This window comes from Acetobacterium sp. KB-1 (assembly GCF_003260995.1).
In the GTDB taxonomy this organism is placed as follows: domain Bacteria; phylum Bacillota; class Clostridia; order Eubacteriales; family Eubacteriaceae; genus Acetobacterium; species Acetobacterium carbinolicum.
The window spans coordinates 2,362,440-2,379,136 of the sequence record NZ_CP030040.1; the positions used below are offsets into that span (position 1 = coordinate 2,362,440).

The window sequence follows — 16,697 nt, forward strand, 5'->3', positions numbered from 1 at the left end:
TCACTCCTTGTTGTCATTTTTTAGGGAGGTTCTGCGGTTTTCTTGCGAACTTCCTCCATCAATTGAAATCTGCCCAAAGGTTGATGTCAATGCGTCCAAGCCTTCTGAATCCCGGTATAGGGCTTCAATTTCCTGAAGTTTTTGATACTCACGATTCAATGTCGCTTCTTTTCGATTCACTTCTTCGTGACGTTTTTTTAAAATGGCCAGAGCCGTGCCCAATGAATCCAACATGTCCTGCACCATCTTTTCGCGTTTTTCGATATTGATGAGCTGGTTATTCAATTCCTCAGCCTTGTAATGAGGCATCTCGCCCTCACTGCCTAGAAAACGGGTTTCTTCTTCCTTAAGGTCTTTAAAGACACGATCAATATTCCCCTGATCATGGATTGGTGACTTATCCCCGGGCAGACTTTTCTCGGGCTGTGTTGGTCCATTTTGCACGGTTCTGAGGATCAACGATTTTAACTCTTCATCTTTTTTCAAAATCAACTTTTCTAAATTCTCAATGCGTGATTCAACATATTCAAAGTACTCATTTTTTTCATTGAGTTCCTGTTCATTTGCCATAATAACCCCACTCCTATATTCGCTATCATTCTTTGCCTACTATTATAACAAAGTTTTCCTAAAATGTATAACAAGATTTATATCCACCGCACTTTTTCTATTCATATTTTTTTTACAAATATTTACAAATATGATATAATACTCCCCTAGAAGTCTAAAACATAGAATATTTCGGACTCATTTCCAAATTGAAGACGTGAATAAGTCTATCCTAAGTCGCGTTTCTGCTTTAGATTTGCAAGTGAATATGTGCAGATCCAATGATTTCCAAATGAGGTATAAATTTGAATAATGAAAAAAGAAGTGTCATCAAAAATAAACGAAATCCATCATCCAAAAAAACATCAACACGAAATTCAAAACAAGATACCCGCCCACGGAGAACCGTTAAGGCGGAATATAAACCGACTTCTCAAAAAGAAAAAACAAAGCCTGTCATCCTGCCCTCGTCTTTACCCAAGAAACGAAAAAAATCCAGAGGCTTTATGAAAAAATTCATCCGGGCGATCTTGTTGATTATTATTTTTCTAATGGCCTCCGGCTTTGCTGTCAATGCTTTTTTCTTAGGGAATGTCACCAGTAATTTAAGCGGAAATTTAAGCCGCTATGGCATTAGTGATGAAGCTGCCAGCTTTGCAAAGCAACATAAAATTGTTAATGTTGCTGTTTTTGGCGTCGACGGCCGAGATGATGTTGAGGGTGAACGGACCGACACCATCATGATTGCCACTGCCGATTATGAGCACAGTAAGGTTAAAGTCGCCTCATTGATGCGTGACACCTATGTTTATATCAATCCCAAATACGACTATGACAAGTTAAATGCGGCCTACGCTTATGGTGGCCCAAGCCTGGCGCTGCAAACCATCAATCAGAATTTTGATACCACCATCACCGATTACATCACCATCGACTTTAACGCCATGGTTTCGATGGTCAATGCTGTGGGCGGTGTCACCATTGATATTGAAACCGAAGAAGAATTAGACTGGGTTAACGAATACCTGATGGATGTCAATGAAAAAGTCGAGACCGGTTCCCCGTTTTTAGAAGAGACCGGTCCTCAGCTTGTTGACGGTTCCCAGGCCCTGTCCTACTGCCGGGTACGCTATGTTGGCGACGGTGACTTTGACCGAACCTTACGGCAGCGAGTTGTTTTTGAACAGGTCTTGTCAAAGGCTTTGAACCTTGATCTTAAAGAACAATATAACCTGGTCATGACCACCTTGCCTTATGTTAAAACCTCTTTGGGCACCCTGGAAATAATCAAGTATGGGGCAAATCTGGCGCTTATGCCGTCAAAAGATATTGAGCAAAGTCGCTTCCCTGCCGACGAACTGATTTCACTTGATATGCTGGACGGGGTTTCCTATGTTGTTCCCGATACGCTGGTCGAAAACATTGAAGCCTTATATCAGTTTATTTATGAAACAGCCTATACGCCCTCGAAAACGGCCACTACTATCAGTGATGAGATTAAAGATACTTTGGAATAAAACGAATCCAACACCTGAGCAAATACTTTACTTGATATCGATCATGACCACTAATTTTTTCTTGAAATCAGTGGTCATGACTTATTTAAAGACCAATTAAGGAACGATAACTGATGAATAGATTTAAAAAAACGCTCCTGCCGACAAAACAATTTTTCCCTGACCCTACCCTTCCGACGCAATTAAGCCGCACGCATTTTTTTTCATGGTTTTTTCTTTTTCCGCTGTTCATTGCTTTTTTTGTTGAACTGATTCAGCGCGACAATCTCTTAGGTTTCTTTGCGTGGCAAAACGACTATGGACTAACCAGCTTTTACTTAAGCTATCTGATTGTGTTATTAACCTTTGCACTTATATATGCACTAACATCTCGCCTGGGTACAACGTCCCTGCTGATTGTCATTTTTTATATGGGTCTGGGATTGATCAATTTCTTTAAATTCAATCTCCGGGGTGAACCCTTTTTACCCTGGGATGTTTTCTTAAAAAACGAGGCCCTTAATGTGCTTTCAGATATTGAAGTCAACTTGCCGACAACTTTTGTGGGTCTGCTGATTTTATTACTGCTCCTTAGTCTGATGCCATTTCTTGTAAAAGAACCACGCTTCTCTATTAAATCCCGAATAATTCTCTTTGCTTCCTGTGGGATTCTTCTGGGGTCCTGTTTTTCTCAGGTTATTTTTAATCAGGACACCCTGACTTCCCTTGGCATTGAAGATCTGCGCTGGAACCAGACCATTAATTACGATCACAATGGCTTTTTAATCGCTTTTATGAACAACATGAAATATATAATGATCGATAAACCCGAAGACTACAATGCCGAAACAATCGAGGCGCTTCTTTCCGAGTTTGACTTTCAAGCAAATACCCTGGTTGACTCAAATGCCCTTCAAACGCCGAATATTATTTTCATTATGAGCGAATCTTTTTTTGACCCAACCCAGCTCCCCAATGTCAGTTTTTCAGCAGATCCCCTACCCACCGTCAATCAGATCCGTCAGGAAGGTGTCAGTGGCAATTTGCTGGTTTCAGAATTTGGCGGCGGTACGGCCAATACTGAGTTTGAAGTGCTCACCGGGCATAAAACCAGCTTTCTTCCCTCTGGTTCGATGGCGTACCAGCAGTATATCAAGGAAGAAACCGCCGCACTGCCGGCTTATTTGAAAAATGATGGTTATACCACCATGGCTGTCCATTCCTATGAAAAATGGTTCTGGAACCGCAACGATGTCTATCCGCTAATCGGTTTTGACAGCTTCGATGCTGACATTGATTTTCCTGATTCAGAGTACCGCGGAAATTATATTTCGGATCAGGTCGCCGTTGAAAAAGTTGTTACCAATTTTGAAAATCATCGCGCCCAGTCCTCAGACCCGGCCTTTTGTTTTCTCGTGACGATGCAAAACCACGGTGGCTATGATAATAAAAACTTCCCCGCTTTTGATGTTACCGTCGATGCACCGGATCTTTCATCGCAAAATCAACTGCTTCTGCAAAACTATGTCCAGGGGGTTTATGACGCCGACGCCGCATTAGGCCAATTGATTGACTACTTTAAAAGCAACCAGGAGCCCACCATTATTGTGATGTTTGGCGATCACCTGCCAACCCTGGGAGAAGATTACGAAATCTATCGCCAGCTGGGTTTTGCTTCTGAAGGTCCGCTGACTGATGCCGATTATAATAATCTTTACACCACCCCTTTTGTGATCTGGAACAATTATGACCTTAGTCCAAATAACTGGGGCACCCTCGATGCCAACTTGCTGGGGGCTGCGGTTCTGGAAGACGCACAGATGAATCTGCCGCTTTACTGGAAGATTTTACTGGAGCAGCGAGATAGCCGGGCCAACCAGAATAAGTTTGCCCTGTTCACCGCCGATATAATCGATGCCGACAGAGTCATTGCCGAAACAAATGCCTTCAATGCCAAACATTGGCTGCTTGAATACGACCTGCTTTTCGGAAATGGCTACAGTAACGCTTTTGACCATGACATTCTACAGACCGCTATCGATCAATAAAAAAGTGACTGATCGCGATTCCCAGATCGGGGTCATTTGTCCGGGAAACCTTTATTACGCCGCAACGAATCGATACGGTAACCGGGAATTCAAAAGCCTCCCATTTTGCTGATCACGAAAAGAACCCGGTTTTCAATTTGAAAACCGGGTTCTTTGACAGTCTGCCGCTTTAAATACTTTAAAGCGTATTGAAAAAGCCACCCGCTACCTGATGGCCTGGAGTGGCTTTTTATTTAAATTAATTTTAAAAGTGATTCCAGATAGCCCAATACCCCCATAAAACCAAGTAGCTTAAAGAGCATGTTTTGTTTGTTACTCGTCATTAAGGGATTGAATTCTCGGTACATCAAGACTCCAAAGATGACCATGGCAATATACTGAAACAAAAAAGTTCGGGCACCAGACGCATACACCGTTGGCGAAAACCCCATTACTACCCGGGACATAATGGATGCCCCGATTGCCAGAATGGCAACGCCAAAGGTCTTCTCATCCTTAAACAAAATAACTGTCATTGCAATCAATGATAACACAAATATAAACATAAACACGAGGCCCAGATAGTGATAAAAGTTCAGCTGCCCTCCGATAATTCCGGATAAGGTAACCCAATCATGGATCGATTTTCCCGTTATTACCGAAAACAGGAAGCCGAATTTTGGACTTAAAACAAGAATTCGAGCCCAATTGATCATCAAGCAGATAACAAATGGGATGATCCCAATGATTCTGGGCAGCCAGGCTTTGTATTTTTGCCAGGAAAAAAGTCCAGCCATGGCCATTACCGTCAGCATAATAAAATTCTGATCGATGGTGAACATATGAGAGGTTGCCGAGACTGTTAACTTCTGAACGAATCCGAAGGTTGCATATTCTGGAAAATTGGCCACAATTTCTGATACTTCCCGAGCACCATTTCCCGGACATAGAAGAATAAAGAAAAGATTGCCGACCAGAATCGCTGCCATGAGAATGACAAAAATGGAATTTTTTTTGCGATAACCAAAATACAAACAAAAAATAAGATAAACTGACACGAGTATGGCCGCAACCAGTTCCATATTCATTCCAAATATGGCGGCCAGAAAATACAGCGGGTACTCATACCAATTGATGATTTCTCCCACACAAATTTTCTTAATCGGGTAAATAGCCACCAGCGCAAACGTCAACGGCCATAAATAATGAATGTTAGTCACGACCCAGCCAGCCGTTGTCATCATTGAAACAAAGGGGACGCAGATCAAAAGAAAAATAAGCGCCCAATTGGTTTTAAGTCTGTTTTTATCGACAAATATTCTCGAAATCATAACCGCGAGCAGACCATAAACGAGGATATTTACAACCGAAAAAAGCCAGAATGAATTTCCGGCAAAAAACGCCGCAACCGGCATGATCACAATCCGTGAACTCCACGTATAGTAAGCGTCACGGATAAAAGCCAAAACAGGCTGATGATAAAAAACGGTTCCATAGGTAATATCATCTCCAGAGGGTCTGACAAAAAAATGAAAGCTCATCACAAGCAAGCCAAAAAACAATATCGGGAAAAAATCCCAATTCACGATTTTCTTAATCTTTAATCTAAATATCTCCAAAATCACACACCTTCGTCCTTAAGGTAATAATACAATATTGGGAACCCCAAAATAATCCGCTAGTGCCCGATTGACCCAATGATTGGGATCAAGCTGCACATCCTTCAATCCATACATACCATTGTGACTGGACAAGGGTAAAATCCTCGGCACCTGAATGCTGGATTCATTTTTATGCTCCTCTATAATCCCAACCCGGGCAATATACTGTTTGTTGACCGTAATTGCATCAACACCTACATAACCCCAGGACATAATATAAAACAGCAGGATCGCACAACCGGGAATGATTACAAATTTTCTGACCCTTTTTTCGGTTAGCTTAAACTGAGCCAGCGCGTAAACCACGGCAATTATTAAAAACGCCGCCAACCCAAACATCGCCCGAGGCGGAAATTTAGGTGGTGCCAGCATAACAACCATGGCTGCTGCGGCTGCCACTGTAAAGATCCCAAAAATCACCCCTGCTTTTTTATTTTTTTCATTTTTTAATAACACAAAAGCGATAGCTGCCAGAATCACCAATGGCATCAGAGCATACAGATTGTAAGCAAAATAAGCGAGCCGGGTAATAATCGGATTTGCTCCCACCATCATGGTTACCTCCGCAACGGCCGACTCATTCTCTACCCGCAGGTTGTTTCCCGGGGCAAAGATCATGCATAAAAAACCACAGATGGAGAAAAATAAACCGGTGTAGGCGAATGTCGGAATCTTAATTTTGCGTTTATAATAAACCCCACAAAATAGCATCATAATCAAAATCATCGCCCCGGCCGTATTTTCATTGGTAATACCACTGATAAAAAATAGCGGAACCATCAGCAGCCCAAACCAGATGCCATTAAGCAGTTTGCCCTGTTTTTCTTCATATAAACGAAAGGGCAGAATGGCCAATAAAATAAGGGTTCCGCACCATAAATAATTACAGGAGCCGGTTAACCACATCACGGTCTGGCCATACATCGGTATGAAAAACCAGATCAGAACTGTTGTTAACAACAATAATTCAAAGCGGACGCTTCGGCCAACGGCCAGAAAATAAACCGCCAGGCAAAAAACAACATAGCAAAGGCTATTGGCAAGATTAAAAGCATCTTTTCCCAAAAACATAAACAGCTGGGTCAACGTTTCTGCTACAACCCGGCCACCCCAACTTGTGTAGTAAGAAATCTGTGAATTAATGATATCACCAAAATTCATGACTGGCGTTGATGTCCCAAAGATAAAGGTGTACACAAAATCATCCGCTATCAGCGGCGTTTTGACATTTAAAAAAAACATGTATAAAAAAGTTACGACCAGAATTGCCAAAAAAAGAATCCGATTCGTTTTTTGGGACTCCAGTAAATTCTGAATCACTTTATACTTTTTAACAAAACGATCCTTCTCCATCTTTTTCTCACCCTACTTTCTCTAAAACAGACTGTTACCATACCCTCTAAACGTTGTACTTATCGCAAAAAGTTCTTATCTTAAACAAATGCATAAATTAGGATTCCACCAACAATCAGGATATTACCAATAATTTTCCGTCGGCTTAACTTCTCTTTTAAAATGAGCATCCCCAAGATCCCGACATAGATATAACCGGTAGACTCTAGAACCGGTCCTAATGTTAACGGTACCCCGCGATACGCAAAGGTGGTTAATAAGGCCGATCCAAAAAAGAAAAAATATGCCCCAATAACATAGGGATTTAAATATTCTCTAATCCGGGTTTCATAATGAATCATGGCACTTTTTTTCAGGATTACCTGAGATAAAGAGGCCACCAACACCGAAAACAGATACAGCACATAATACATCCACGGGTTATTACTCATCACTCACCACCAAATAGATTCCTGAAACAATGATTATTGATCCTAACAGCATTCCTAAGCGCAGCGGTTCTCCAAAAATGAGATAACCCCATACAATCCCCCACAAAATCGTAATCGCCTTGTTGGCAAAAGCAACTGTTAAAGGAAATCGCTTTAAGATCTGTTGCCAGAGCAGTGCATAGACAAAAAGGACCATCAAAAACAAGCCATAAAAGAAAATAAACCCAAGTGAAAGAAAATCTTCCTGGCTGGCCAGCTTTGAGAAAACCGATCCGATTGAATAAAGCAACAGACTTGCATGCAGGAAAAAATAATTTCTTAATTTAATCGTTTCGCCACGATTTTTTTTATCATTCATTGATTAACTCCACTATAAAAACCACACTCAATGTTGGCTCTTTTCTTTTTTTGTTTCTAATCGCAGCTCTGAAATTTTGTATAGCGAAATAACATTAAAAGCCGCAATCAGTGGGTAGGCACCTGCCAGATACCAGTAGGAAATCGCCACATAGGCCGAAATTTCTGTATAGGCAACCCCAACCATGAGCACAAAGGCACTCAATAACAGCCCCGTCAGAACCAACCAGAAATCGAGCAGATTATATTGATCCCGCCATTTCTTGTTAAATAACAAAAATGTTATCATCGCATAGGCAAGTCCCGCCAGCAGAAAGACAAGCACTCCCACAAGCTGATAAAAACTCTGGATAACATTCAGGCTATCAATCCGTAGCTGATCGTTCCATTTTGTCGCTTCGCCCGGATACTGGGCTAAATTATTGGTCACCCGTTCAAACAGGCGCAGGCCATTTCGGCCGTCATCAATGCTCTCCAGCACACTTGTTTCAAGTTTCTCATAACCCGCTACATAATGAAGGGTAACCAGAAAAGCCTTCGGTAATTCCTCCCAATACTCATCTCGCCAGGGCGACATAAGGGCTGAGGGCATCGTTTTTCTTCGCTCTAATTGACCGGTTTCAAACGCCTCTTCCAACTCTTTATTGACCTGCTTGTAAAAGTTATTCGCTGTTTGCGCATCACGATAATAGCCACTATTAGCCACTGCTTCACGAATACTCCAGAAAAACCAACCGTCTTCAACTTCTCTAACGGCGACATCCTGATCATACCAGGACCAGCGGTCCATACTTGCATCAATTTCATCACTGATCCCATTAAGAGATGGCACCGCATCATAAATTTTTTCCATCGAGCTGCGCGGTACTGAAACATTGTGAACCGCTTCTGTCGCTTCCACCGAATAGATCAGCTTAATGGTCTTGGTATAATCGCTGTCGTTTAATTCATTGGTGGTATAGATCCCATAATAGGCATAATTAATTGACGCGATTAAAACGGTTGATAAAATCAGCATCATAACTGGCAGACCGACAATCGCACCTTTAATCAGCTTCTCCTTTAAGCGGAGTTCCTTACTAAAATAAAACGTCGCCCAGCAAATCAAAATGACTGTCAGCACCAGGGGGATAATCCAGATACCATCTTCCCGGGAATGCCACAGCGATGCTACCCCAAAACCACTCAATACCGCCCAGAAGGTCAGCTTACCATTTTTCTCAAAACGATTGAGGTAAACCGCGATCAGACTGCCGCTGATAATCAAAACCTGACCAGCAATGAGACTGTTCCGATACACCCGGGTAAAGGTCTCATTGGCAAAAGAAATCGGGTTTAGCATTAAGACCGCAAAGATAAAATAAAGCGGCCATTCGTTTTTAAACAGTTTTTTAGTACCAACAATAAAAATCACACAGGCAAGCGTGTAAAAACCAGGAATCGCAATACTGTAAGGAATTCCAAACAATGCATTGACCGCCAGAAATAACGGAAAGAACACCCCTTTTACCAGGGTCAATTCATGATACTCGCCTAGCCATTGCCCATTTAAAAGGGTTTCCGCCATTTTTACCATCATGCCATCATCGTGATCGGCACCGGGATGGGCAAAGATTGGCAAACCAGTCAGTAACACATGTTTTAAGATGATGATTGCTGCTATAAAAAAAATCAAACGATGTTTCTGGATAAAGCGAATCCCCCGCTCTAACTTCGATTTCGATAATAATTCAGCCATTTTCTCCTCATTTCTATGATTTATCGTCATTCTTCTGCCATAGTTCGTTGAGCAGATTCAAGTTTCTTTCAAAATTATGACGGTGTTGCTTTTTGAGCACTTCCAGAATTACCCCACAAAAATAACTGATAATGGCAATAATTCCCAGTGAGGTAATGACAATCAGAGTCGGGTATCTGGCCACTGTGCCAGTTTCTAAATAATTAAGTAGTATCGGTACAAAGAATGCTCCGCCAACCACCAGTAAAAATAACGAAATGATTGAGAAAAACGCATAGGGCTTCGTGTCTCTAAAAAGGGTTCCGATTGTTTTTAGCACCTTGTAGCCATCGGAATAGGTGTTAAGCTTGGATTCACTGCCTTCTGGGCGATCCCGATACTCAATTGGCACTTCGACAATCTTAAAATTATTATCCAATGCAAAGATGGTCATCTCGGTTTCAATTTCAAATCCTTTAGAAGTCACCGGGAAGGACTTAACAAATTCTTTTGTAAACCCCCGGGACCCCGTCATAATGTCTTTTACACTGGCTTTAAACAAAATATTAATCAGTTTTCGCACCAGGACATTACCAATATTATGAAAAGGCCGCTTATTTTCAGTAAAATACGTCGATGAAAGCCGATCACCAATGGCCATATCCGCTTGCTTACTGTATATTTGCTTTTCCAGCTCCAATGCAAATTCAGCCGGATAGGTGTCGTCACCGTCGGTCATAATATAACAGTCTGCATCGATCTCCCGAAACATCGATCGAACCACATTTCCTTTGCCCTGACGATACTCATACCGCACTGTTGCTCCGGCTTTTCTGGCGATCTCATCGGTGCCATCTGAAGAATTGTTATCATAAACGTAAATCTTTGCATGAGGCATCACTGCCTGATAATCCCTGATCACATTTTCGATCGTTTTCGATTCGTTATAACAGGGAATGAGTATTGCTGTTTTTTTAGTCTCTTCCATTTTTTCACCTCTTAATTTATTGCATATTTTAGTTGATAGATTGTAAACCCATTGGCGTTTTTCAGCGGAATAAAGCTTACGTCTTCATTTGAAAAACCACTCAGATCCCTTTGTGAAAGAACATAACCCACTTCCAGTTTTTCTAAATCCCTGGTATTTAGTCGAATGGTTATCAAATCAGCTGAATCCAGGATAAAACGCGTTTCTTCATCACGATTTGATAAATTAATCGTAATGTGGGCGTAGCGGTTATAAACTTCTTCTTCTGACCGATCTGGATCTAAAAGCCGCCAGCGGTCTAAATTAGGGTATACATTTGTTGAATTAATCGTCGCTGCCCCGGCCATAATCGGGAGATTGTTTAAAGGATATCCCGCTCCCGCTTCCGAATCAACAATCCATAAGGCGTCTGAGATCTCGGCTGTTTCTTTAATCATTTCGATCAGTGGTTGATCGAGAATGACATCTAATCCATTAACAATAGGATTTATAAACATCCCGGAGACAAAAACAATCAGGATGGTTATCCCCAACATGATTTCCTGCATTTTTATTTTTCGCCAGCTGAGAATCAGATAAAATACAAATGTGAGGATAAGCAAAACCAGAACAAACATTTTGACATCCAGATAGCCTTGGTATGCAATCATTGATCCCACAGATATAACGAGTGCTGTAACAATTGCCACGCCTCCTTTAACCCATTTTGGAAACGCTGTTTCTATCAGGGTTAACGCGCGTATCAACAGTAATAAATTTAAAAACCCAATCGCCAGAAAAACCCGTGACGGCTGAGCATGGCTTAACAGACTGATAGAAGCCAACCAATGCGGCCAGGAAACCAGACAAAATGCACTCAGAATAAAAAAGCTAATCGAAAAAAGAATCAGATAAGGATCCCGCTTCTTTTCAATCACCAGCACCCACAGCGCCAGGATAATGCCGGCGGGGAAAAAATCGAAAAAGGTGGCCAATTCGCAGGTATTGGCAAAAGACAACTCCCGGGACGTTACAAAAAACAAATTTCCCGGGTAAAGAAAATAACGGTATAATTGTCCGCCACCGGTTTCAAAGCGCGCTCCGGGGTATACGGTATCCATAACTAAGAGAATTGTATCATAGGACATAACTAAAATATAACCCATTGCACAAACAAAAGCTAGAGTCAAACCCGCTATAATTGCCAGATCTTTCCAATTAAGCGCAATGTTTTCTCGATTCTCATAGACGATCCCAATTAATAAAGCCAGAAATACGTAGGCCAATGGAATCTGCCAGGCCGGATAAAAGGTCAACACATATCCACCGGCACAGATTAAAAATATCAGAGCATATAGAAACCGCAGGCCGTAGCGCCGGGTTTTAAAATAGCGATCCACCATTATCATTGCCAATTGCCCCAAAATAAGCATTTCTACCAGGCCATTAACCGCAAACCACCACTGCACAATTGGCGCCCAAGTCACAAGTAGTCCATAGATCACTGCTAGACGTTTGTTTTCTTTGCCAAGCATCATTGCCAATTCAAATGATACGAAAAACAGTCCCAGAATCCGCCCGATCCAAAAAAAAGAAAGGCCCTTGGCTGGTGAAAGGAGTAGATATCCCCAGTGAAAAGGTCTGAATATTTCAACGATATTCAAAACCGGTTGTCCATAAATAATAAAGACATCCGTCAATGCGCCCCGGATCGTCTCGCTAAAATACGGAAAAGGCGCTGCCCCATTAAAATACTGGGAAATCATCATTGGCGTATTAACCGCCCATTCATCGCTGCGGATGCTTCTACTGATGCCAATTAATGTTTCAAAGTGCTTTGATCCCTGAAAGTAATTCTCCCAATAATAAACCGAGGAGCCATGTATTTCAAATAGCACACAGCCAAACAAAAACAGCGCTCCCAATCGATACCGATACTGATAGAGATACCGAAAAATTGTTTCTTTGCCAAAACGATTAAACAGACCGGTTCCCAATACCGCCAATAAAAAAAGAATGATTAGACGTTTTAATCGTATCAACACGAAAAAACTATGATAAAAGTCTGACTTAAACAAATCATTTGGCGAAATGACGGCTTCAATGATTAAGAAGTAACTCTCCACCAGCAGTGGTGCACCGATAATGATTAAAACACTCCAGGCTATTTTTTTGTAACGATTATAAAACTCTATCATTAATTAACCACCCTAACACATCGATCACCGCCTAACGGCCTGCATCGTTCTCGCATCCTTCGAATTTTTCACTTGTTTTGCACTCTTAATAATACTGTTTTAATGTCAATGTGAACGACATAATTAAGAAATAGACCGGTACCAGGGTCACAATATTACCGTATTGCTTGATCTGCAATGGTTCCAACTGTTTAAACGATGGGCCAATATTTAGCATCAGCGGAATCAGCGGCAGAAAACCGATGAAGTAACGCCCCTGCACGCCATTGACGACACTTGAGCCAACTGGCGTCCAGGTTAAATACATCGACAATGTTATCGCCACATAAATTCCTGCCGCAACCAGCAAGGCACCGATTCGCGTTGCGGGGCTTTGCCTTAATTCACGTGGATAAAAAACTGCGACCGAGCCATAAAAAAACAGGTACAGCAACCCCAGTCCATTAGACCCATACGACAGCCAGCCAAAATTAAATAGCATCAGGTAATTGATGAGTCCCTCTAAAAGATTTTGTCCCATCATTTGCATATTTACGATGGGATCCCCGATCAGAAACTGGATCTGTTTGATCATGTTCACTCCTTCGGGAACAAAGGGATGGGGAATCGCTGTATAAAACTTCATCCAGGCCAGCGAAAAACCTGCTGCCAGGATGATTCCCAGAAAAACACATTGATAGGCGGCTTTGTCAAACTTTCGCAAGGGAATAAATGCCGGCAACAATACCAGCAAAACAAAGGGAAATTTCGTCACTGTAATCAGCATGCATAAACCGGTGTAACCAACTATTTCAAGGACTTTGATCTGATGGTCTTGTTTACTTAATAATCTGAAATAAAAGGCCAGGGTTACAAATATGATCCCGATGCCAAAGGCATCCTGATTATATGAGGCGGCAATGTAAATTCCCATCGGAATGGTTCCCGCGATAAAAAAGAGCTGCTTGAACAGGGGCGTTATCTTAATTGCCAGCGCAATCATAAATGCATAGAACAGTAGATTCGTGATTCTGCCCAGATAATAAGACCATAGCACACTTAAATTGATTAATCGTCCGAAGCCAATTCCCAACGCCTGGGGCAGATAGGAGACAAAGGCGTATGCATTGGTTGCTTTTAATCCGTTACTTTCAATCATCAAAATACCACTGTCAGAAACATTTAGATCATTCTTAAACAGGGTCTTTTGGGATTGGCTATAGATCCGCTTGTAGTCTTCGCTGATTAGTAATTGTGAGTCTTCCTGACTGACAAAAAACTTTCCCCGAGCCAAATACATGGCTCGGGCCAGATGAGCCGTTTCATCAGGGGTATCCAGAATTGGTGTAACCAGACAAAAAAGCATCCCAAAACACACAATGATCAAAAACGCATTGCGGTATAAGGCCTTGCCCATAAATACAATCAGAAGCATCGTTATCACCGCAGCCACGGACGAAATTATCAGCGCCTGTTCATTCCACCCATCAAATATAAAGAGTGATCCAAAAAAAACTATTCCGCCCAACACTGCATAGGCCCAACGCGCTCTGATTTGCATGCGTCCAGCCTTTAATAAAGCAAATAAATCAATCTTTTCTCTGATCTGGCCGATTCGTCGATTCATTTTTTAATCACCTTCATTAATACCCACTCTCAAACACCGCTTTAAAGGTCATAAAAAAGACTTTAACATCGAACCACAGGGTCCATTTTTCAATATATTCAATATCACACTCAATTCGTTTATGGATCGAGGTATCGCCCCGCCATCCCTGGACCTGAGCCCAGCCGGTGATTCCTGGCCTAACATGATGCTTAATCATGTATTTGGGAATCTCGTGCTGGAATTGAGTAACGTAATGGGGCCGCTCTGGCCGCGGTCCGACAATACTCATATCGCCTTTTAAAACATTGATAAACTGCGGTAACTCATCGATACTGGTTTTTCTAATAAACGCCCCAAATTTTGTTTTGCGGGGATCATCGGCAGTGGTCCATCCCACGTCGCCGGATTTAATGGAGGCGTCACCGCGCATCGAGCGAAATTTATAGATCCAGAATTCTTTTCGTCCCATCCCCACCCGGATCTGTTTATAGATAATCGGCCCCGGTGATGTGAGTTTCACCAGGATCGCTGTAATCAGCAAAAGCGGTGAAATCAGTACCAGAATCAGAATCGAAAGAGTGATATCAATCAGCCGTTTGAGCCATTTATTTAAGGGCTGGTCCAAGGGGATATAGCGGGTGTTGATTAGCGGGATGCCATCCAGTTCGTCAAAATATGCCTTGGTTCCCTGAATCAAATGAAAGTAATCCGGGATAATCTGGGTTTTTATGCCCTGGTATTCACAGATATCGATCACCTCATCAATCCGTTTATAACTGGTGTTTGGCAACGCAATAATGACCTCATCGACCTGATACTCTTCGAGGATTTTATTCATCTCTTTGCTGGTCCCCAGAATGGGGATTCCATCTTTATCACTTTTATGATAGTAATCATCCACATATCCGGTGACCTTATAACCCAACTGCCGGTCGCCCACAACTTTTGCGGCAAAGGTCTGGCCAATGCTGCCAGCGCCAACAATGATAATGTACTTAATGTTAAAGCCCCGTTCTCTGGCCATTCTTAAAATTTTCCTTATCGATCCCCGCTCCAGAATCATTAGTATTGTGGCGGTCAGAAAGAAAACACCCAGCATGATTCGTGAAAAATGAATGCTCTTCATCGTAAATAAAGCGGACATTAAAATTGCGATGCCAATACTATTAGCAAATATTATTTCTCGGCACTCTTTAAAAAAGCGCTGTTTACGATAGGGTTGATAGAGACCAAAAAAAACAAAGAGGATTAAATAAAGGGGAATAATAATGCCCAACAACTCAATGTAAGACCTTAGGTTCATGGTTCGCACCCCATCATCAAAAAATGGCGAGACAAACCGAATATACCAGGCAAATAAAAGGGAAGCCGTTATAACACACATATCCAACAATACCAGAATAAAGTTAAAAAAACGCTGATTGCTTTTAATCATCTTATCGCCCCCTTGCTTACCTTTATTTTCTTCGCTTATTTTTAGCCAATGCCATTTTTTTTAGAATTGTCGTGCCACTTGTCACTGCCCAGCGGGTAAGACCATTATATTTATGCTGATAATGTTTATTGTAAAAAATTATCATCGAGTCGTAAAAGGCCGCAATTACCTTGGGGTTTCGTTTGCCAATCCCGCTGGCCTTTTTATGATGAAAAATCCGGACTTCCGGATAATAGATAATTTGATACCCGGCCTGCTTAATCCGATAACACCAGTCGATGTCTTCCCCATACATAAAAAAATCTTCATCCAGCATCCCAACTACATCGATGACAGCCCTTGGAACCAGCATAAAAGCCCCCATGATGCAATCGATCGAGCAGGTTTTATTTTCATCCACATAGGTCAGGTTATAGGCCCCAAAACGCGTGCTCTCGGGAAACGCCATGTCGAGATTAAGGCTGTGATAAAGCCCATTCAGGGGCGTGGGAAAACTCCGTTTGCAGGCCGGGTCCAATTTACCCGAGGGCAGTAGTATCTTACACCCCAGTGCCCCAATATGTTTATGATCGCTGATGAATGCTATCGCCCCTTTTAAGGTGTTCAGCTCAACAATGGTATCGGAATTAAGCAAAAGAAGAAACTCGCCCTTTGAGACTTCCATACCGATGTTATTTGCCTTAGAAAAGCCCAAATTTTCATGGTTTTCTATAACTTCCACTTCCGGAAACCGCATTTTTATCGCTTCAACGCTACCATCTTCTGAGGCGTTATCGACCAGGATGATTTCATAGCTCAATCCTTTGGTGTTACTTTTTATAATTGAATCAATACAATTTGATGTCAACTCTTCTGTTTTATAATTAACAATGATAATTGATAAATCCATTCCGCGCCTTTCTTAAGCCTTTTGTGTCT

At 41.9% G+C, this 16,697-nt stretch carries 14 protein-coding genes; 3 read left to right on the forward strand and 11 right to left on the reverse strand.

The features are described from left to right. Positions 1-570, reverse strand: coding sequence for a hypothetical protein (locus DOZ58_RS10980; protein WP_111888319.1), 570 nt, complete (start codon positions 568-570; stop codon positions 1-3). Positions 571-861: 291 nt separating this feature from the next. Between DOZ58_RS10980 and DOZ58_RS18930 the strand changes: the two genes are divergently transcribed. The 3 genes from DOZ58_RS18930 (at position 862) to DOZ58_RS10990 (ending at position 4,093) form a co-directional block, all read left to right on the forward strand. After that, positions 862-1,059 (forward strand): hypothetical protein, encoded by a 198-nt coding sequence (locus DOZ58_RS18930; protein ID WP_242988479.1) that lies wholly within the window; start codon positions 862-864, stop codon positions 1,057-1,059. After that, positions 1,056-2,066 carry an LCP family protein gene (locus tag DOZ58_RS10985; RefSeq protein ID WP_242988480.1) on the forward strand — a complete coding sequence of 337 codons (1,011 nt, stop codon included), beginning with the start codon at positions 1,056-1,058 and terminating at the stop codon, positions 2,064-2,066. The genes DOZ58_RS18930 and DOZ58_RS10985 overlap by 4 nt, the downstream gene beginning before the upstream one ends. A gap of 113 nt (positions 2,067-2,179) precedes the next feature. Next, the gene (locus tag DOZ58_RS10990; protein WP_111888321.1) at positions 2,180-4,093 is read left to right on the forward strand and encodes an LTA synthase family protein; all 1,914 of its coding nucleotides are present in this window, start codon (positions 2,180-2,182) and stop codon (positions 4,091-4,093) included. Between the two features lie 233 nt (positions 4,094-4,326). Here the strand turns inward: DOZ58_RS10990 and DOZ58_RS10995 are convergent, their stop codons facing one another. The 10 genes from DOZ58_RS10995 to DOZ58_RS11040 form a co-directional block, all read right to left on the reverse strand. Continuing rightward, positions 4,327-5,697, reverse strand: a complete 1,371-nt coding sequence (locus DOZ58_RS10995) for a DUF6056 family protein (RefSeq protein ID WP_111888322.1) — start codon at positions 5,695-5,697, stop codon at positions 4,327-4,329. 12 nt (positions 5,698-5,709) lie between these two features. Continuing rightward, entirely contained in the window at positions 5,710-7,086 is a 1,377-nt protein-coding gene (locus tag DOZ58_RS11000; RefSeq protein ID WP_111888323.1) for a DUF6056 family protein, read from the reverse strand. A gap of 80 nt (positions 7,087-7,166) precedes the next feature. Beyond that, positions 7,167-7,517, reverse strand: a complete 351-nt coding sequence (locus DOZ58_RS11005; protein WP_111888324.1) for an EamA family transporter — start codon at positions 7,515-7,517, stop codon at positions 7,167-7,169. Further along, positions 7,510-7,875, reverse strand: a complete 366-nt coding sequence (locus DOZ58_RS11010) for a transporter (RefSeq protein ID WP_111888325.1) — start codon at positions 7,873-7,875, stop codon at positions 7,510-7,512. The genes DOZ58_RS11005 and DOZ58_RS11010 overlap by 8 nt, the downstream gene beginning before the upstream one ends. Positions 7,876-7,902: 27 nt before the next feature. Then, positions 7,903-9,612, reverse strand: a complete 1,710-nt coding sequence (locus DOZ58_RS11015) for a hypothetical protein (RefSeq protein WP_111888326.1) — start codon at positions 9,610-9,612, stop codon at positions 7,903-7,905. A gap of 13 nt (positions 9,613-9,625) precedes the next feature. Continuing rightward, on the reverse strand, positions 9,626-10,579 hold the full coding sequence (locus DOZ58_RS11020) for a glycosyltransferase family 2 protein (protein ID WP_111888327.1): 954 nt from the start codon (positions 10,577-10,579) through the stop codon (positions 9,626-9,628). Between the two features lie 11 nt (positions 10,580-10,590). Beyond that, positions 10,591-12,756, reverse strand: a complete 2,166-nt coding sequence (locus DOZ58_RS11025; RefSeq protein WP_111888328.1) for a hypothetical protein — start codon at positions 12,754-12,756, stop codon at positions 10,591-10,593. Positions 12,757-12,841: 85 nt separating this feature from the next. Then, on the reverse strand, positions 12,842-14,362 hold the full coding sequence (locus tag DOZ58_RS11030) for a DUF2142 domain-containing protein (protein WP_111888329.1): 1,521 nt from the start codon (positions 14,360-14,362) through the stop codon (positions 12,842-12,844). Positions 14,363-14,378: 16 nt separating this feature from the next. Then, entirely contained in the window at positions 14,379-15,779 is a 1,401-nt protein-coding gene (locus DOZ58_RS11035; RefSeq protein WP_111888330.1) for an undecaprenyl-phosphate glucose phosphotransferase, read from the reverse strand. Between the two features lie 22 nt (positions 15,780-15,801). After that, positions 15,802-16,668, reverse strand: a complete 867-nt coding sequence (locus DOZ58_RS11040; protein ID WP_111888331.1) for a glycosyltransferase family 2 protein — start codon at positions 16,666-16,668, stop codon at positions 15,802-15,804. Positions 16,669-16,697 lie beyond the last annotated feature (29 nt).